This is a genomic window from Rhodoferax sp. GW821-FHT10B06 (genome assembly GCF_059415605.1).
This window is the reverse complement of record NZ_JBWKNO010000026.1, coordinates 37487-55696: the sequence shown is the minus strand read 5'-3', so window position 1 is coordinate 55696 and position 18210 is coordinate 37487. Positions and strand designations below refer to the sequence as shown.

General features: G+C 57.9%; 18 protein-coding genes and 1 pseudogene. 4 read left to right on the top strand and 15 right to left on the bottom strand.

Annotation, left to right across the window (positions count from 1 at the left end):
- From AC07O2_RS25195 to AC07O2_RS25150, 10 genes are all read right to left on the bottom strand, one after another.
- Positions 1–1044: DUF3943 domain-containing protein (locus AC07O2_RS25195; protein WP_495234860.1), on the bottom strand; the 1044-nt coding region annotated here is incomplete at its 3' end.
- A 444-nt stretch (positions 1045–1488) separates the two neighbouring features.
- Positions 1489–2268 carry an ATP-binding cassette domain-containing protein gene (locus AC07O2_RS25190; protein ID WP_495234859.1) on the bottom strand — a complete coding sequence of 260 codons (780 nt, stop codon included), beginning with the start codon at positions 2266–2268 and terminating at the stop codon, positions 1489–1491.
- Positions 2265–3455, bottom strand: coding sequence for a sugar ABC transporter permease (locus AC07O2_RS25185; RefSeq protein ID WP_495097879.1), 1191 nt, complete (start codon positions 3453–3455; stop codon positions 2265–2267). The genes AC07O2_RS25190 and AC07O2_RS25185 overlap by 4 nt, the downstream gene beginning before the upstream one ends.
- 88 nt (positions 3456–3543) lie before the next feature.
- Entirely contained in the window at positions 3544–4566 is a 1023-nt protein-coding gene (xylF, locus tag AC07O2_RS25180) for a D-xylose ABC transporter substrate-binding protein (RefSeq protein WP_495097880.1), read from the bottom strand.
- A gap of 106 nt (positions 4567–4672) precedes the next feature.
- Positions 4673–5668: an inositol 2-dehydrogenase gene (gene iolG / locus AC07O2_RS25175; RefSeq protein ID WP_495234858.1), complete on the bottom strand. Its 996-nt coding sequence runs from the start codon at positions 5666–5668 to the stop codon at positions 4673–4675.
- Between the two features lie 22 nt (positions 5669–5690).
- Entirely contained in the window at positions 5691–6569 is an 879-nt protein-coding gene (locus AC07O2_RS25170; protein WP_495097882.1) for a sugar phosphate isomerase/epimerase family protein, read from the bottom strand.
- The gene (locus AC07O2_RS25165; RefSeq protein WP_495234857.1) at positions 6566–7651 is read right to left on the bottom strand and encodes a Gfo/Idh/MocA family protein; all 1086 of its coding nucleotides are present in this window, start codon (positions 7649–7651) and stop codon (positions 6566–6568) included. Before AC07O2_RS25165 ends, AC07O2_RS25170 begins: the two co-directional genes overlap by 4 nt.
- Before the next feature lie 75 nt (positions 7652–7726).
- Positions 7727–8794: a maleylacetate reductase gene (locus AC07O2_RS25160; protein ID WP_495097884.1), complete on the bottom strand. Its 1068-nt coding sequence runs from the start codon at positions 8792–8794 to the stop codon at positions 7727–7729.
- A 1-nt stretch (position 8795) separates the two neighbouring features.
- The gene (locus AC07O2_RS25155) at positions 8796–9104 is read right to left on the bottom strand and encodes a Dabb family protein (protein ID WP_495234856.1); all 309 of its coding nucleotides are present in this window, start codon (positions 9102–9104) and stop codon (positions 8796–8798) included.
- 698 nt (positions 9105–9802) lie between these two features.
- Positions 9803–10726, bottom strand: a complete 924-nt coding sequence (locus AC07O2_RS25150; RefSeq protein ID WP_495234855.1) for a LysR family transcriptional regulator — start codon at positions 10724–10726, stop codon at positions 9803–9805.
- Between the two features lie 115 nt (positions 10727–10841).
- On the opposite strand from AC07O2_RS25150, the gene AC07O2_RS25145 reads away from it, so the two are divergent.
- Genes AC07O2_RS25145 through pcaF form a run of 4 tightly spaced genes read left to right on the top strand, consistent with a single transcriptional unit; the run spans position 10842 to position 14342 of the window.
- A complete protein-coding gene (locus tag AC07O2_RS25145) occupies positions 10842–11732 on the top strand; it encodes an intradiol ring-cleavage dioxygenase (protein ID WP_495234854.1) in 891 nt (296 codons plus the stop codon).
- Positions 11729–12445, top strand: coding sequence for a 3-oxoacid CoA-transferase subunit A (locus AC07O2_RS25140; RefSeq protein WP_495097888.1), 717 nt, complete (start codon positions 11729–11731; stop codon positions 12443–12445). The genes AC07O2_RS25145 and AC07O2_RS25140 overlap by 4 nt, the downstream gene beginning before the upstream one ends.
- A 14-nt stretch (positions 12446–12459) precedes the next feature.
- The gene (locus AC07O2_RS25135) at positions 12460–13104 is read left to right on the top strand and encodes a 3-oxoacid CoA-transferase subunit B (RefSeq protein ID WP_495234853.1); all 645 of its coding nucleotides are present in this window, start codon (positions 12460–12462) and stop codon (positions 13102–13104) included.
- Positions 13105–13139: 35 nt separating this feature from the next.
- Positions 13140–14342 carry a 3-oxoadipyl-CoA thiolase gene (gene pcaF / locus AC07O2_RS25130; protein WP_495234852.1) on the top strand — a complete coding sequence of 401 codons (1203 nt, stop codon included), beginning with the start codon at positions 13140–13142 and terminating at the stop codon, positions 14340–14342.
- Between the two features lie 129 nt (positions 14343–14471).
- Here the strand turns inward: pcaF and AC07O2_RS25125 are convergent.
- From AC07O2_RS25125 to AC07O2_RS25105, 5 genes and pseudogenes are all read right to left on the bottom strand, one after another.
- Positions 14472–14678, bottom strand: a pseudogene (locus tag AC07O2_RS25125) (IS3 family transposase); the annotation flags it as partial.
- Positions 14679–15018: 340 nt separating this feature from the next.
- Positions 15019–15366 (bottom strand): GFA family protein, encoded by a 348-nt coding sequence (locus tag AC07O2_RS25120; RefSeq protein ID WP_495234851.1) that lies wholly within the window; start codon positions 15364–15366, stop codon positions 15019–15021.
- Between the two features lie 12 nt (positions 15367–15378).
- Entirely contained in the window at positions 15379–15792 is a 414-nt protein-coding gene (locus tag AC07O2_RS25115; RefSeq protein ID WP_495234850.1) for a VOC family protein, read from the bottom strand.
- 167 nt (positions 15793–15959) lie between these two features.
- Positions 15960–16715, bottom strand: coding sequence for an SDR family NAD(P)-dependent oxidoreductase (locus tag AC07O2_RS25110; protein ID WP_495234849.1), 756 nt, complete (start codon positions 16713–16715; stop codon positions 15960–15962).
- Between the two features lie 25 nt (positions 16716–16740).
- On the bottom strand, positions 16741–18159 hold the full coding sequence (locus tag AC07O2_RS25105) for a mannitol dehydrogenase family protein (RefSeq protein ID WP_495234848.1): 1419 nt from the start codon (positions 18157–18159) through the stop codon (positions 16741–16743).
- Positions 18160–18210: the final 51 nt, after the last annotated feature.

Here is an 18210-nt window from a genome sequence, read left to right as displayed (position 1 = left end):
CCGCCATTGGCCAGTGGTCCCCAGCGACAGCGCCGTGCTCGAGATGCGGAAGGCCTGCGGCGAGATGTAATCATAGCTACCGTAGAGGCCCCACAGGCCGCGGTAGCTCTTGCCAACCGCGTAATCATTACCCAGCAGCAACCCGCGCGTCATGACGTTTTCGAACACATTGGCGCTGGAGGCCGTGGCCTGGAACGAAAAATAGTCAAAGGGTCGGCGGTAGCTATAACCGTCCTTGCCCGGCAAGCCATAGTCCAGCGAGAAATCGACTTGCGCCTCGTTGCGTTTGACCTGGGTCGAGGTGCCCGGAACGTTTTGTGCCGTGCCCATCAGTCCGACTTGCAGGCGGCTGTAATAGGCCGGATTGTTACTAGCGAAGATCGTGTCCAGGCGGCGACCCTGGAGCAGCCGGTTAAAGCCGGTGGACGGTGAGATCATCGCCGCGCCCGCTTCGCGCCAGAAGCTCGGAACGTTGTCACCCTTTTCCAGCACAAGGTTGGACATGCGGAACAAGGCCTCACCCAGAAAAGTGCCACTTATGCCCGAGGAGACCTGGTCGTTGCGAGAGGGCGGCGTTTTCTCGCCGGCGATCTCCCACGCGGCGCTGCCGGCAAAGGTGTACCCCAGCGACTCCCAGTAGTTGAAGCCGGCGGAGCGGGCGAAACCGTGATACATCGAACCTTGGTAGGGATGGCCCAGCTGGTTGGTCTTGAACGGGTCATCATCCACGCCCCAGCTGCTGCGCAGGTTACGCCGGATCGACTCCAGGCTCACGTCGTAATCGTCGCGGCTGCTGCCGAAGCGACGGTTGAAACGGTTCAGCAGAAAGTCGAACCCAAGGATTTCCAGCGTCGGCAGCACATAGTTTTTGGGTTGCGCGGTGGATTCGGCGGCTGCCTCCGCGGAGGCAGCCGGAGTCGCGCTTTCTGCGGTAGCAGATTCAGCCGTCTGGTCTTGCGCGTATGCCGTGTTTACAGCATTGCAGGCTAACGCAAGGGCTACGGTGAAGTGTGTAGCGTGGTGCCTGGCGGCTGCATTTCTCATGGCGTGTAAGTCTCCCGCGGCTCCCGCTCCGACGCGGTCCGAAGCGGGTCCATCGTCGGCGTGGCCCTGCATCTGTCAGAGTGCTTACTGGAACGCTACGAAGCACATCGCATGCTTACGACTTTAATTACCCAGAATAATAATCAAGTCACGTGACTGGAGCAAATAAAGTCCATCGGGCGAGCCGAGCGTAAGACATCGATTTCATTAGCGTGCTCAATGCATGAAAAGTCCGTCGGGACTACATACTTTGCGCCGTCCATTTAAGGTGCTACAGATTAAGTTCGTCGCGGTATGCAGCAACATTCGAGATGTAATTCAGTGAAGTACAGCATATCCTGGTGCAAAAAAAGCCGAGCGGTGCTAGCACTCGGCTATTCAGGACGGCCTAAGAATGAAATAACTATTTATCTTTAGATAACGTCCTTGCGCATCACCCGTCTATCACGACAACTCATGCACTTCAGGAATACGTGTCACTTTCTTGCCGGCAATAATCATTCCCAAGACTTCATCCTCGGTCACTTCGGAAGTTCGGTAGGTTCCCACAGTTTTGCCGTTTTTCATCACGCACAGACGATCGGACAAACCGAATACATCTGGCATGTCGTGAGAAATCAGAAAAATGCCTACACCGTTGGCTTTGAGCTTACGCACTAGCTCGTGAACCATACGAGTTTCCTCCGGACCCAATGCGGCACAAGGCTCATCCATCACCAAAGCCTTCGCCTTGAAGTAGATGGCCCGGGAGATTGCAACGACTTGGCGTTGGCCACCTGATAGTGAACGCACGGGCACGCGAATGTTTTTGAAATTGGGATTCAGTTGCTGGAATACTTCGCGGGCTGCTTTTTCCATCGCGTAGTCGTCCAACGTCCCCCAGCGGGTCTTCAATTCACGGCCCAGAAACAAGTTGGCGACGCTGTCTAGGTTGTCGGCCAATGCAAGCGTCTGGTAAATAGTCTCGACGCCCAGATTTTGCGAGTCTGAGGGACTTTCGATTTTGGCCGCTTGCCCATTGATGGAAATCTCGCCACTGTCGATAGGGTAGGCACCAGCCAGCATTTTCATCAGTGTGGACTTGCCCGCACCGTTGTGCCCTAGTAGCGCAACCACTTCGCCAGGGTAGAGTTTGACGCTGACACGTTCCACCGCATGGACACCGCCAAAGGCCTTGCTGACGTTGGTAATATCCACCAAGGGGGTTAGGGTAGTTTGGCTCATGATAGACGCTCTCCGGTTGCACGACGATAGACCACATCAAAAACAACGGCAACGATCAACACCTGACCAATGATGACCAAGCGCTGCCCAACACCCACGTCGAGCAGCAGCAGGCCGCTTTCCAAAAACTGGATGATGAGCGCCCCCAGCACAGTGCCCAACACCGTGCCACTGCCCCCGGCCAGGGCCACCCCACCGATTACGGCGGCAGCAATCGCATACAGCTCCATACCGGTCCCCAGCGAAGCCGTTCCGGCGTTCAAGCGGGATATGGCGACCATGGCAGCGATCGTGGTCATCACAGCCAGCAGCAGAAAGGTCTTGAGAGTGACCCATTTGACCGGAATGCCAACCAGGGTGGCAGCTTCAGGATTGCCGCCTATGGCAAAGATATAGCGCCCGAACGCAGTGCGATTGATGATGAAGGCAATCACAGCCACCACCACAGCCCATATCAAGACCGGATTAGGTATGCCTTGTGGGACCTTCTTACTCGGTATTTGGTAAGCACACATGACTGCAACAAAACCCAGAATGATCGCCACGAAAAACCCTGCAAATGCGAGCTCCACGATCAGTGGTCGGGTCGCCAACCCATGTCGAGCAGAAGCGCTGCGGCGCTGAAATATGTTCCACAGAATCAATGTACTAGCCAGTAAACCAACGACCCAACTGGCAGTGACACCAATCGCACCATCCAGCCCGCCACCGATCAGTAAAAAAGTTGGGTCCGTGATGGGCTGTGTACGGCCATCAGAAAACAGAAATGCAATACCACGAAACGAGACCAATCCGCCCAAAGTCACTACAAACGATGCCACTCCGAGATAGGCGGTTAGCCACCCCTGATACAGGTAGATGGCCAACGACAGCACCAGGCCAATCAAACTGGCTGGTACCCAGTGCCAGCCCTTGCTGTACATGAGGAACGCCATTGCGACGCCAACGGTTGCCATAACAGATCCGACCGACAGATCGATTTGCCTGGAAACAATCACCAACCCCACAGCCGCGGCAACAATACCCACCACGGCCGATTGCTGGGCAACGTTGTACAGATTTTCAGGGGTCAAAAATATGCCGGTGACCGCATGGAATGACAATGCCATCGCCACCAACACTCCTGCCATGATGAGCAGCCGCAGGTCAAGCGTGCTGATTTGTAGTTTTTCTCGTAGGGATCGCATGTGGATGCCTCAATATGGTTAAAGATGAAAATCGGCTGACAGCGTCGACGATGCGATTCGCGGCGCCATCAGCCCGCGCAATTGCGCGTTATTTGCAGGCTGCGGGCCCTGTGGCTTTGTCAACGCCCTTGCATGCAACATCCTTGCTGATCCAACCACCCTTGATGACCAGATCCAGCTTGTCTTTGGTAATCGGCTGGGGTTTGAGCAGGATGGAGTTCATGCTGACTTTCTTTTCGCCACCGTTGAACATCGACGCTCCCTGGACCGGCTGACCTTTGGCCAACGCCACGGCCACGATTGCAGCCTCGCGGCCCAATTCACGCGAATCCTTCCACACCGACACGGTTTGCGTTCCCAATGCAACGCGGTTTAGTGCTGCATGGTCGCCGTCCTGGCCTGAGACTGGTACACCGGTCAAGCCACGCGCCGACAATGCCGCCACGACGCCGCCAGCCATGCCGTCATTGGATGACACTACCGCATCCACCTTGCCACCGGCCTTCGTCAGAATCTGCTCCATGTTTTTCTGTGCGGCTTCTGGCTTCCAATCGTCGGTGTACTCTTCTCCAACAATTTTGATGTCGCCTTTCTTGAGGGCTTCAGCCAGCACCTCTTGCTGACCTTCGCGCAGCAGGTTGGCGTTCGGGTCGGTAGACGCACCCTTGATCATCGCGTAATTGCCTTTGGGCTTCACTGCGTAGATGGCCCGTGCTTGCAAACGGCCGACTTCCTTGTTGTCGAAGGAAATATAGAAAACCTCGGGTGACTCGAAAAGGCGGTCATACGCAATGACGGGGATACCCCGGGCCTTTGCCTTAGCCAGTGCTGGAGCAATAGCATCTTTATCCTGCGCCAGGATCATCAAGACCTTGGCTCCTTTACTGATCAGACCATCAATGTCTGCCAACTGCTTTTCCGGGGATGCTGCAGCATCTGCCGCCACATAGGTTGCACCCGATTTGGCAAGTTGGTCTTTGATGGCTTTTTCATCGGTGGTCCAGCGTTCTTCGCGGAAATTGGACCAGCTAACACCAACGAGTTGCGCCATGGAGGCGGAACTAGCGGCGGTCAACATGGCGGTGACTAGGATTTTGCGATTGACTTTCATACTTGTCTCCAAATGGTTTTGATAAATAGGCTGCGGACGGAAAAGGTTCTCCCGCACCCCGAGCCGTCCCTCGGGGTGTGATTCGAAAGTGGGCTTGTAGCTGTGCCTACACAGCGACAGATCGACCGGTAGCTACCGATTCCATCGCGGCCTCGGCCAGCAGCAATGCCTGGCGGCCATCCCACGGCGTGGTGGGCATCGCACTGCCTTCTTGCAGTGCTTTTAAGAAGGCATCCAGCTCATTACGGTAGGCATCCGTGTAGCGCTGCAGAAAGAAATTCAGCAGAGGCGGTAGGGCTTCGGTCTCGGTCGCGTTGTAGCGACGCACGGTACTGGGTCGCAGGTTGTCGTTCATCAGCATTCCGGTGGAGCCGAGAATTTCAAAACGCTGGTCGTAGCCATACACCGCTTCGCGGCAGCAGTTGATGTGGCACTGTTTGCCAGATGCGGTCTGCATCACCACCATCAAAGTGTCGTAATCGTTGAACTCTTCCATCAGCGCCTTGTTGACCACGCGGCTGGCCTTGGCATACACCTCGGTGGGCTCTTCGCCAAGAAGAAAGCGTGCCATATCGAAATCATGAATGGCCATATCGCGAAAAATTCCACCCGAGTGGGCAACATATTCACGTGGTGGCAAGCCTGGGTCACGGCTGGTGATGATGACCTGACGGACATCACCAATCTGACCCGCATCGATGGCTTTGCGCAGCTCGACGTTGCTGGGGTCGAAACGGCGGTTGAAGGCCATCATGACTTTGGCGTTCAGTTGCTTGAGCTCCGCAATGGCGGCATCCACCTTGGCCAGATCATTGTCCACAGGCTTCTCGCACAGCACCGCTTTGCCAGCCCGTGCTGCGAGCAGCATCAGGTGGGCATGGGTATCGGAAGGTGTGCCGATCACCACGGCATCCACATCGGCGCGAGCAATCGTTACCGCTGCATCAGTAGATGCCTCGCAGCCCAACGTAGCAGCCAAAGCATCTGCCGCGGCTGCAACAGGGTCGACGACAGCGATCAGTGTCGCGCGGGGATTGGCGGCAACATTGGCCGCGTGGATTTGTCCGATGCGACCCGCACCCAGTACAGCAACTCGAATCATCTTGAAAGTCTCCAGGTAAAAATTAGACGGCCAGATTTTTGAAAAGGCGCATGGTGCTATCGAAAGAGGTGCGCGCCATCACATCCAGTGGTTGTTTTCGAAAGGCTTCGGAGATGATTTCAACACCGTAGTAAGGTGCGCTAAAACCAGCGGCGCGGACCGCCTTGATGAAACCTGGCAAATCGAAGCTGCCTTCACCGCACAGCCGTCGACCAAAGCGGGTGTCTTCAAACAACGTTCCCACCACGTCCTTGTCTGCATCATCGAGCTCAATGGCTTTCAAGAAGCGCGCTGGAATTTTTGCGATTTCGCTGCAATCCATGCCACCACGCTCCAGATGCCAAATGTCCAGCAGAAGCCCTCCGTTGGATTGGTCGGCTCCGGCGATGATGGCCATGGCGGTGTCGATCGTCTTGACGTTGGTGAAGGGCATCATTTCGATGACGACATCGGTTCCAACTTGCCGCCCTTCTTCGCACAAACGCGCAAACTCGTCTCGCAACAAGGGGATATTGGGTGGGGTTTCATCAAACAGTGCCGGTGAAATCTTGAAGTTCCGGGCACCCAAAGTGGCAGCGGCTTCGAAGAGTTCACGGCGCATCTGATCCGAAACCTTGCGCCGAGGGTCGGCTGGGTCGACGAACCAGTCGGACAGGAATTCAACTTCAACGTGCTGGATTCCGTTGTCCGCCAGCACCGATTTGATGCCAGAAAACCCCATCTTGGCAGCATTGGCCATCAAGTCAGCATGGACGATACCCATACCGGTATAGCCCGCTTTGGAAGCAGCTGCTGCGCGTTCCTGCAGCGAAAAGGCACTGACCTCGGTCGGCGCGCCAGGATAGACGTCGCCGGCTAGTGTCCAGTATGCGGCGAGTAGTTCGGGGGTAGTCGTGTTCACAGTAAGACCTCTGCACCAGCGTTTTTAGAAGAGGCGAACAAGGCTTCGATCAGTGTGCTGATGTTGAGCGCTTGAGTCGCGGGGATGACCACAGGCGCACCATGGCGCACGGATCTATGAAAGGCGGCGAGCTCGCGGTCGAAGAAAACTGGGTTGCCTATTTCTGCCAGCTCCGGCGAGTACACGGTTTTTTTGGAAGCCCAGTTGATAGGGAAACTGGTTTCGCTCCATTCGGTCCAACCCTCGGGCACGCCGCGGTTGCCCTTGTCGTAGATCCGATAACTCGAGGGCGATGGGCACGACTGCATGACACCTTCTGTGCCATAGGCGGTGATATCCCAGGTTTCCAGCCAAGGCAGCGGATCCCACGAAAAGAAGTCCACCACGACGATCTTGTCGGCATAGTTGAGTACCGCACCTGCCGCGTCTTCGCGTGATGTGGGTCCCATGGCCCCCGGAAACTTGGTGATCCGGGCATTCACCGACAGGGGCATACCAAAGTGGTGAATGACACGATCAAACAAATGGCAGGAAATTACGAACATCGCACCACCGATATCCTCCGGCTGCTTCATGTGGTTTGTGTCGGCCTCGTCATGTGAACATCCTCCGTGGGCACGCACCTGCAACACTTTGCCCAGGCGACCCGTTTGCAGTGCGTGCTGCATGGCATCCACGGCTGGTGAAAAGCGCCAGCAATAACCCACCTGCAAGATCCCGTTGGTGCGCTTCACTGCATCCACAATGCGCCGTGCATCAGCGGAGTTGCGTCCGGCGGGTTTCTCACAGAGTACAGCTTTGCCCGCCTCTAGCGCCTCGATCGACAAATCTGCCATCTTGTTGCTTTTCGAATGCACGTAGATGGCATGCACATTGGGATCGTCCAATATGTCCTGCTTGCTGCGTGCCTCGATGCCCATCGCCTCTGTGAATGGCTTGAGCAGTGGGCTGTCGTCATACGCGCCCAGCATCTGCGCATTCGACAAGCGCTGCAGCGCTCTGACGCGACCAGACGTGTGGGGGTGGGTAATACCGAGGCACGCCACACCGAATTTGGTTTCATCTCCTATCAACTTGCCCATGACTGTCTCCTTTTTAAATCGTGAATTTGTGGGTGTTGGCTACTGCACGTGCCGATATCCATCTTGGCGCTGGCTTTAGGTAATTGGCCTTTGACCAGTCCAAGCGTGTCGAAGAAGCATCATCAACGCCTCCTCTTCGATGGGTCTAGGATTCCAATAGGGGTTGGACAGCGAAATCTTGCATGCCGATTCCAGATCCGCTTCCTTGAGTCCAATATCCCGTAAAGCCGTTGGCGCACCCAATTGCTTAGCCAGGTCGAATGCCCCCTCTGCCGCACTGGATGCCCCCAGCGCTCTCGCTATCCGCTGCATCGCTTCTGGAGCGGCGTCAGTGTTGTAAGCAAGGGCATGCGGCAAGATGATGGTGTGGGTTTCTGCATGCGGAAGATTGAAGCTTCCTCCAAGCACATGGCACAGCTTGTGATGCAAAGCCATACCCACATGCCCGAGTACAGTGCCGCACAGCCACGTGCCATACAAGCATTCGCTTCGTGCATCCATATCGAATGAGTTCAAAACTATGCCCTTGAGCCCGTTGGCCAAGGCACGGATCCCTTCTTCCGCCATCAACGACATCACGGGATTTCCGTCTTTGGCGTACAGGCCTTCCGCTGCATGCGCTATGGCGTTCATTCCACTCACAACTGACATTCCCACTGGTAAGCCCGCACTTAGATTGGGGTCATACAACACAGTCTTAGGAAGAACGCGGATATCTCGCCCAGTTTTCTTCGCTCCGGACTCCGTGATTCCATAAATCGGTGTCATTTCGGAGCCTGCATAAGTTGTAGGTATTGCAATGATCGGCAGCGAGGACTCCAGTGCAATGGCCTTTCCCAGGCCAATGGTTGATCCGCCCCCTATGGCAACCGCACAGTCGGCATCAACCGCTTTGGCGTACTCCCGAGCTCGTCGCGCCACTTCAATAGGTACATGCATTTCTGCACGATCAAAAATCCCGGCCCCCATGTCACCTAGCAGGTCATTGGCCAGCTGCGCCTGGTCGCGCTGCTGAGGCGTGCACAAGACCAATGCTCGGCGTGCACCCAGCGCCTTAACCTCCTCAGCCAAGAGTCCGAGGCAACCCTTTGCAAAAACCACCCGCGAAGGCTGAGCCGTGAAAATGAAATCTTTGATGCTCATATCACTCAGCCTTAGCGATGTAGTCGACTTGGTGACGAGAGGTGCGGATGTCTCCAAGCTCCTTGCGGATTCTTAAATGGTCAGGATGCAAGGCATATGCATCAAGGGCTTCCTGGGAGTCAAATTCAGAGTAGAGGACAACATGGCAGGCATAGTCGACGTCGCTCACATCCAAACCAATTTCTAGGTATTTCATCCCTGGGATCACACCTACCAAAGTGTCAAACCGGCTCTTCACAAACAGTGCCGCTTTCTGGCGCGCTTCGACGGTCTCGCCACGCACATTCCACATGACTATGTGTTTGATCATGACCCTAGCCTCCCGCCCAGCTGCGATAGCTGAATCCAGGCGGACAGGCGGCAATGGACTCCGCGCATAGCGTCCCAACACCCGGTACCGCAACATGTTGAAAGATTCGGTTGTCCATTTTCGTGTCGGAGATTTCGCTCCGTGCCTCCTGATTTCTGCTTTGCTAACTGACCTTGAGCGCAACTATATATTCACACCCAGCGGCAAAAAAGAGCGTATTTGGAAATATCTTTTCCTGTTTATGGAAATATCAGTGAAGCCGACTTCTTGACCCGAATACGTTTACCGGGGATACCCATTGCTACTAGAGTCATTGCGATGTATTTCCAGCTTGTCGCTGGATATCCGCGATTCTTCGGCCCACAACAATTGCGACTTATCAAGTCGTGGAACGGGTGTTCACATCGGATGTGCGTCTGGGGGCACCGTTTTCGGCCGCCACAGTAAAAGAAAGACTTGACCTGGATTGCAAGTTAAGCGGCGTGTATTGCTTGCCCAATCCTTTCCCGACATGGTCAGGCCCGTCATTCAATCAGACCTGCTCACCAGGAATAATTGCAAAGGGTTTCACGTAGGACCAATGGTGGCAAACTTCAGCCACCTTGGCTAATTTGGCACCGGATTCACTAGCGCTTATTAGTCTTACGACTATCCTGCCTGCGTTCGGCAAAGATTGTTAAGACCAAATTCGTGGTCGGCTAACGGAGCGAAGATGCCCATTTTTTTCCAAGTTCTTGGTCTTCAAATCGTTGAAGAAAAAACTCGGTGAACACCCTAATTTTGGCGGGTTGGTGGCGCCTGCTTTGGTAAGCAAAATTGATGGTTAACGAGGGGAGCTCCCAGTCGGTTAACACAGGCACCAAACGACCCGCAACGATCTCGTCGTAGATGATGTAGAGCGGTTGGATCACTAAGCCCAAACCGGCAAGACCCGCAGCACAGATTACCTGGCCCTCATTTGAATCCAGCATACTGGTGATAGAGGTGTTGCATCGCTCCTCGCCACGACTGAAGTGCAACACATAGGGGTCATTCGCAAGGTTATAGACAAGCAACCGATGCCGCTTCAAGTCGTCTGGCGTCTTGGGTGCCCCATGCTCCTTCAAATACCCAGGAGAGCCGGCGAGCACGCGGCGCGTGTGCGCAAGCCGGCGCACCGTAATTCCTGAATCGCCCTCGTATTCGCGGGTACGGATGGCAACATCAATCCCCGCCTCAATGAAGTCAGGGTAACGATTTGCAGCCACTATCTGTACGCTGAGCTGAGGATAGCGACGATTAAATTCTGGCAAGCCTGGTGCTATATGCATCATCGCGAAAGACACAGAACTCGTAACCCGCAGCACCCCGCTAGGTTGCAAGTTGGTTTCTTGCACAACTGCCTCAGCTTCGGCCATCTCGGCCATCATGGCAACACAACGGCGGTGAAATACCGTTCCCACCTCCGTGAGCCATAGGCGCCGTGTAGTCCGTTCAACCAGCCGTGCCCCAAGTCGCTCTTCCAAAGCTTGCAAGGTACGGCTTGCTGCCGCGTTGGACATATCCAGTTTTTCCGCTGCACGCGACAGGCTCCCGAGTTCTGCGACCTGTACAAAAAATTCAACTTGCGCCCAGCGGTCCATTTCGGATTACCCCATCTAGTGGAAAACTGATTTCACTATAGAGTATTTTTTTCCGCAGGACGCAGTAGTAACGTATTGGCTGTACAAATGCATAAGCACCATTGGAGACAAGCCCATGCGCAACATCAACGAAGACACCATCACACAGGCCGTCCTCGCATCCATCGCCAACTGTAAAGATGACAGACTCCGGCAGGTCATAACCAGCCTGGTGCAACACCTTCACTCCTTTGCGCGCGAAATTAACCTGACCGAAGACGAGTGGTTCAAAGGAATTCAGTTCTTGACCGCCACCGGCCACATTACCGATGACGCTCGACAAGAATTCATCCTCCTGTCCGATGTTCTGGGCTTATCTACCTTGGTGACCTCGCAGAACAATATCAAACCTGCGGGATGCACAGAGGCAACTGTTTTTGGTCCATTTTTTATCGAAGGCGCTCCTGACTATCCATTGGGGGCCGATATGTCGAATGGCGCAGGAGGTGAGCCTTGTTTTGTACAAGGAAGGGTTACAGATCCGCAAGGAAACGGGTTGGCCGGTGTATCCATGGACGTATGGCAGTCGGACGAGGACGGCTACTACGACGTTCAACGCCCTCCAACAGAAGCCGGGCAGCATGAACATCGCGCTCGAGGACGGTTCGTCAGCGACGCCGACGGCCGCTACCACTTTCGCTCCATCCTGGCAGAGCCTTACCCGATTCCCCACGATGGCCCAGTCGGAGACATGCTGGACGCGCTAGGGCGCCACCCCTGGCGTCCGGCCCACCTGCATTTCATGCTGGCGGCACCAGGCTTTGAGCGCTTGATCACCCATGTATTCAGGGACCATGACAAGTATCTGGATTCTGATGCAGTCTTTGGTGTCCGCTCGACATTGATTTCCGACTGGGTCAAACACGAAACAGGAACTACTCCAGACGGCACTCCGATGGATCGGCCGTTTTACACGTTGAACTACGACTTTGTCCTCAACCCCGTCAAGACCGGCGTACAACCATGATCAACAAAATCGCCGCCTCGGTCACCGAGGCATTGTCAGGTATCCACGACGGGGCCACGGTACTGATCGGTGGTTTTGGTACTGCCGGCATTCCCAATGAACTGATAGAGGGTCTGATCGAACAGGGTGCCCGAGACCTCACCGTAGTCAACAACAACGCCGGCAATGGCGAAACCGGGTTAGCTGCACTCCTCAAAGCTGGTCGGGTACGCAAGATCATCTGCAGCTTTCCGCGTCAGGCTGATAGTCAGGTGTTCGACGGCCTATACCGCAGTGGCCAGATCGAACTTGAACTGGTACCCCAGGGCAACCTGGCCGAACGCTTGCGCGCGGCCGGTGCCGGTGTCGGTGCATTCTTCACGCCCACTGGCTTTGGCACCGAGCTGGCCAGGAACGCCGACGGATGCGCCAAGGAAACCCGGTTCATCAACGGCAAGCCCTATGTGCTGGAGTACCCGATTTACGGCGATGTGGCCCTCATCAAGGCCGAAAGCGGCGACCGCTGGGGCAACCTGGTCTACCGCAAGGCGGCACGCAACTTTGGCCCGGTGATGGCCACCGCCGCCAAGCGTACCGTCGCGACTGTGCATTCCATTGCGGAACTGGGCTCCCTAGACCCCGAAGCGATCGTCACGCCCGGCATACACGTATCCAAGATCGTGAAGATTGACCACTTGGCCACCCAGGCTGGTGGCTTCAAACAAGCTGCCTGAGCCAGAGACACACCATGAGCAACTACCAAAAACGCAGCAAAGACCAACTCGCCCAGCGCGTTGCACAGGACATCCACGATGGCGCCTATGTGAACCTCGGCATTGGCCAACCCACCCTGGTCGCCAACCATATCCCGGCTCACATAGAGGTGGTACTGCACAGCGAAAACGGTATCCTCGGCATGGGCCCGGCCCCCGCTGCCGGCGAGGAAGACTACGACCTTATCAACGCCGGCAAGCAGCCGGTGACGCTGTTGAGAGGTGGCGCCTTCTTCCACCATGCCGACAGTTTCGCCATGATGCGTGGTGGCCACCTGGATATCTGCGTGCTGGGTGCCTTCCAGGTCTCCGCCACCGGCGATCTGGCTAATTGGAGCACCGGCGAACCCGGCTCCATCCCAGCCGTGGGCGGCGCCATGGACCTGGCCATCGGTGCCAAGCAGACCTGGGTGATGATGGATCTCTTAACCAAAAAGGGTGAAAGTAAGGTGGTCGATGCCTGCAACTATCCATTGACCGGAATCGCCTGTGTCAAACGCATCTACTCCGACCTGGCGACGTTGGAATGCACGCCGCAGGGTCTCAAGCTTATCGACAAGGTGGATGGGTTGGAGCACAACGAACTAGAGCGTCTCGTAGGCTTGCCCATCCAGGTTTAAATGCCGACGTTAAATAAATCAGTATCGAACACCCCATGAACCAAGCTTTCATTTGTGATGCAATTCGCACCCCCTTCGGCCGCTACGGCGGAGACCTGAGCAGCGTGCGTGCCGATGACCTCGGCGCCATTCCCCTCCGGGAGCTGATGGCGCGCAACCCGAACGTTGATTGGGCTGCGGTCACCGATGTGATCTACGGCTGCGCCAACCAAGCGGGAGAAGACAACCGCAACGTGGCACGCATGAGCAGTTTGCTGGCGGGCCTGCCGCTGGTGGTGCCTGGATCCACAGTAAACCGTTTATGCGGCTCGGGCTTGGACGCCCTGGGCACAGCAGCCCGCGCCATCAAGTCCGGCGAGGCCGGCCTGATGATCGCCGGCGGCGTAGAGAGCATGAGCCGCGCGCCCTTCGTCATGCCCAAGGCCGAATCCGCCTTCAGCCGCAGCAACGCAGTGCACGACACCACGATTGGCTGGCGCTTTATCAACAAGCTGATGAAGGAACAGTACGGCGTGGACTCCATGCCCGAAACCGCAGAGAACGTGGCGACCGACTTCCAGATCAGTCGCGAAGACCAGGACACCATGGCCCTGCTCAGCCAACTACGCGCTGTGACCGCCCAAAAGGCTGGGCATCTGGCGCGTGAAATCACCGCCGTCACCATTCCGCAAAAAAAGGGCGATGCCATCGTAGTGGACACTGACGAGCACCCGCGTGCCACCAGCATGGAAACACTGGCCAAACTCAAGCCCGTGGTGCGCCCTGGCGGCACGGTGACGGCGGGCAATGCCTCGGGCGTGAACGATGGCGCCTGCGCACTTCTGCTAGCCGATGAAACCAGCGCTGCCAAACACGGGTTGACACCACGCGCCCGTGTAGTGGGCATGGCTACTGTCGGTGTAGCCCCGCGAATCATGGGCATCGGCCCGGCACCCGCAACCGAAAAAGTGCTGACCCTCACTGGCCTGACGCTGGCGCAGCTGGATGTAATTGAGCTGAACGAAGCATTCGCCGCGCAGGGCCTGGCAGTTCTACGTCAGTTGGGTCTGCAGGATGACGACGAACGCGTTAACGCCTGGGGCGGCGCCATTGCACTCGGTCACCCGCTGGGCGCCAGTGGTGCCCGCCTGGCCACCACTGCCATCAACCGCCTGCATGCCACAGGCGGGCGCTATGCACTCTGCACTATGTGCATTGGTGTGGGTCAGGGCATTGCACTGATTCTTGAGAGAATCTGATTAATCAAAGCAACTCTCTAGGCAAATTGTACGGAGTGCTCACCTGAACTGACGATGACCCAACCAATGGGTTAGCTGGTAGTACGCCATGGGCGCCCATTGGGGGGTGGATAAAAACTTGGACTGGTTTTATGCCGCTAGCCCGAGGCTCACCCGGTATTCGATAGGACTGAGAGAGCCCAAGGAGATCTTGATCTGCTTCTCGTTGTACCAGCGGATGTAGGAATCCACCACCTCAATGAATTGTTCAACGGTGGTTCTCTTCCAGTCCCGAGGATAGAACAGTTCGGTCTTCAGGCTGCATCGAATCCTGCGGATGGCGCATCGGTCACTGCAGTCCGTTGAGCCCGACTACGCCCAGCTTGTAAATGAGGTGATCGGCGTACTAGAGAAGTTGTACCCGTCTGCTGAAGTAATCCCTCGAGTTGCGCTGCTTGACGCGAAGCAGGCCGTGTAGCCAAGTCAGGTGCCAGCGAATGCAAGGTTTGCGATGAAGCATCGCCAGCATCTTCCTTTGAGGCTGACCGTCGGGTCTACGAAGTCAAGCAGGCATTCGCGCTCGCACGTCTAAGGACCGTTAACGCTGCAGAGCAGACACAGCGCGCTCCGGTTACAACACACCAGCTACCCCGGCACGCCGCCGCCGAATATCCGCACCGCGCGCCAGTAAGCCGGCTCAGGCAGCGCGACCGTCGTAGTGCTGCACCGGGATAGCCGCCAGGTCCAGCCCCTCCAGGCAGCGGATGTTGATGGCGGCCATGCGATTGCCTTTGGGGTCGGCGCCTTCACCAAACGGATGGATGCCGCAGCTGGCGCAGAAGTGGTGCTTGATCACATGCTTGTTGAACAGGTAGGTGGCCATGTCTTCCTCGGCTGTCTGTAGCTGCAGCTGCTCGCGCGGCACGAACCACATCAGCGAACCCTTGCGCACGCAGATCGAGCAATTGCATTCCATGGCGCCCTTGATTTCGCCGTCCACGGTGAAGCGGATCTTGCCGCAGTGGCAGCTGCCGGTGTAGAGCATGCGTGTCTCCTGCTAGGGCATCACAATGACCATCCAGGACACGCCGAACTTGTCGGCTACCATGCCAAAGCTGGACGCGTAAAAGGTCTTGCCCAGGGGCATCTGCACCTGGCCGCCCTGGCTCAGTGCGTTGAACAGCTTTTCGGCATGCGCGCCATCTTTGGCGTCCAGCGACAGCGAGAAGCCTTTGAAGCTTGCCGGCTCGGTGCTGTTACCGTCCGAGGCCATCACCACCGCTTCGCCTACGCGCATGCTGGCATGCATGATTTTGTTCTCGAAGCCCGGTGGCAGCATGCCTTCTGGGCAGCCGCCGGGGGCTTCGGAATAGCGCATCAGCATGGTGACCTCGGCGCCCAGTGCCTCGTTGTAAAAAGCCAGAGCTTCTTCGCAGCGGCCGTTGAAGAAAAGATAAGGTTGCACTTGCATAAAGCCTCCTGTGGAATGTGGAAACCATCCATCCAGGGATGCTAGAGCCGATGTCGGACGGTGTCTACACCGGATGTAACCGGAGGTGTCTGCCTTGCAATGCTATGTAAATAGGAGCTGCTTACGCAGGTGGAATCTGCGCTGGCGGCATATTTTGTGCAGATTCCTCAATCGAACTGCAGACCGCCGTTCAGGTCCAGCACCTCGCCGGTGATGAAGCCGCTGAGCGGATGCGCCAGGAACAGCACGCTGTGCGCCAGCTCTTCCAGCTCGCAGAAGCGGCCGACCGGGATCTTCTGCCGCAGCTCGGCCTGGCGCTCGGCGCTGACCTGCTCGGTCAGCATCTGGGTCTTCACGAAGGTCGGCGCCAGCGCGTTGCAGGTGACCCCGAACGGCGCGTATTCGCGGGCGAAGCTGAAGGTCAGCGAAATGATGCCGCCCTTGCTGGCCGCATAGGCTGGCAGCGGCGACAGGCCGCCGGTCTTGGCGCCGTACGACGACATGTTGACGATGCGGCCAAAGCCGCGCGCCTTCATGCCCGGTGCCACGCGCTGGCTGACGAAGAACACGCCGTCCAGGTTGATGCGCAAGGTCTTGTGCCAGAGCTCGGGCGTGGTTTGCTCGCAGTTGGCGTACTGCAGGAAGCCGGCGTTGTTGACACACACATCGATGCGGCCAAAGTGCGCCTCGATCTGGTCGCAGGCGGTCTGCACCTGGGCGTAGTCGCTGACGTCCATGACGAAGCAGGCCAGGCGGTCGCCGTGCGCGGCCAGGGCGCTGGCTACCTGCTCGGTGTGCAGGTCGGTGGCGGCCACGCGGTAGCCGGCCTCCAGCAGCGCGCGGACGGTGGCCAAGCCCATGCCGGCGTTGGCGCCGGTTACGAGGGCGACCTGGTCTTGGATAGGGGGTGTGTTGTTCAGCATGGGTGAGACTCGGGTTGGTGGAAATTCAGGATGCGAGGCTGCTGCGCAGCTCGGCCAGTGCGGCGGCCACGCTGCCGGTCTGGATGCGTTGCAGCCAGTGGGTCACGCGGGCAGTCCATTGCGGGCTGTGGGGCAGGTCGGCGCCCCAGACGGAGGGCTGGGCCAACACGGCTTGGACCGTGGCTGCAGCGTCGCCGCGGTGCTGCTGTGCCAGCGCCTGCAGGGTGGCGCCCAGCGGGTCCGATATCGCATACGGCTGGCCGGCATCGTCTTCGGCCAGCAGGTAGCGCAGCCACACGGCGCTGGCAAAGGCCAGGGGCTCGACCGGCGCGCCGGCGGCGACACGGGCCTGGATGGTCGGCAGCCAGCGCAGCGGAATCTTCAGCGAGCTGTCGGAGGCGATCTGGTGCACCTTATGGCGCAGGTCGGGGTTGGCAAAGCGCGCCAGCAGCGCGTCGCGGTAGGCCGGCAAGCCCGGGCGCTGCAGCTGCGGCATCACCACTTCGGTCATCAGGTGGTGGACGAACCAGTGGATGTCCGGCTGGGCCACGCAGTCGGAGACGGTGGGCAGGCCCATCACCGCGCCCATCAGCGCGATGGCCGTGTGGCTGCCGTTCAGCATGCGCAGCTTGGCCTCTTCGAAAGGCAGCACCTCCTGCACCACCTGCACGCCGGCAGAGGCCAGCAAGGCGGCGTCTTGTGGGTCGACAAAGTTGTCTTCGATCACCCATTCCCAGAAGCCTTCGGTGCCCAGCGCGCAGGCGTCTTCCAGGCCCAGCACCTGGGCGGCGTCGGCGCGGTGCTGCGCGGTGGCGGCCGGCACGATGCGGTCGACCATGCTGTTCGGGAAGCGGCATTGAAGGTCTATCCATTGCGCCAACGCGGGGTCGGTTTTCTCCGCCGCATTCAGGCATAGCTGGCGCAGCTTGTGGCCGTTGCCGGTGAGGTTGTCGCAAGAGGCGATAGTCAGTCCGCCCAGGCCCGCCGCCTGCCGTGCCGCCAGGCCTTGGAGCAGCAGGGCGGCGAGCTCGGGTCCATAGGCTTTTTCGGTGACGGTCAGTGTGATCCAGCGGGTGCTGGGCGCGGCGATGGCGGCCACCACCTGCCCAGGTTCGCGCGCGGCCACGCAGGTCTGGCTTAGCGCGCCCACCACCTGCCAGCGGCGCCCCTCGGCACTGGCGATCTGCAGCGCGTACAGGCCGTCCTGTGCGGCCAGCGCATCGGCGAGCTCGGTGCTGCGCATGGCCACGCCCAGCACTCCCCAGCGCGGGTCGCCCTGGCCCAGCAAGGCATCGAACACGACGGCCTGGTGGGCGCGGTGGAAGGCCCCCAGGCCCAGGTGCACCACGCCTATCGGCGAGGGGCCGCGCTGGTATGGCGGCAGCTGCAGCGATGGCGGGGAGGGGGTCAAGGTAGCGAGAGAGGCTTGGGAAAGTGCGCGCATGGGCTGGTAGGGACAGAGCGAAAAAGGATGTCATTGGACAACTGGACCAAC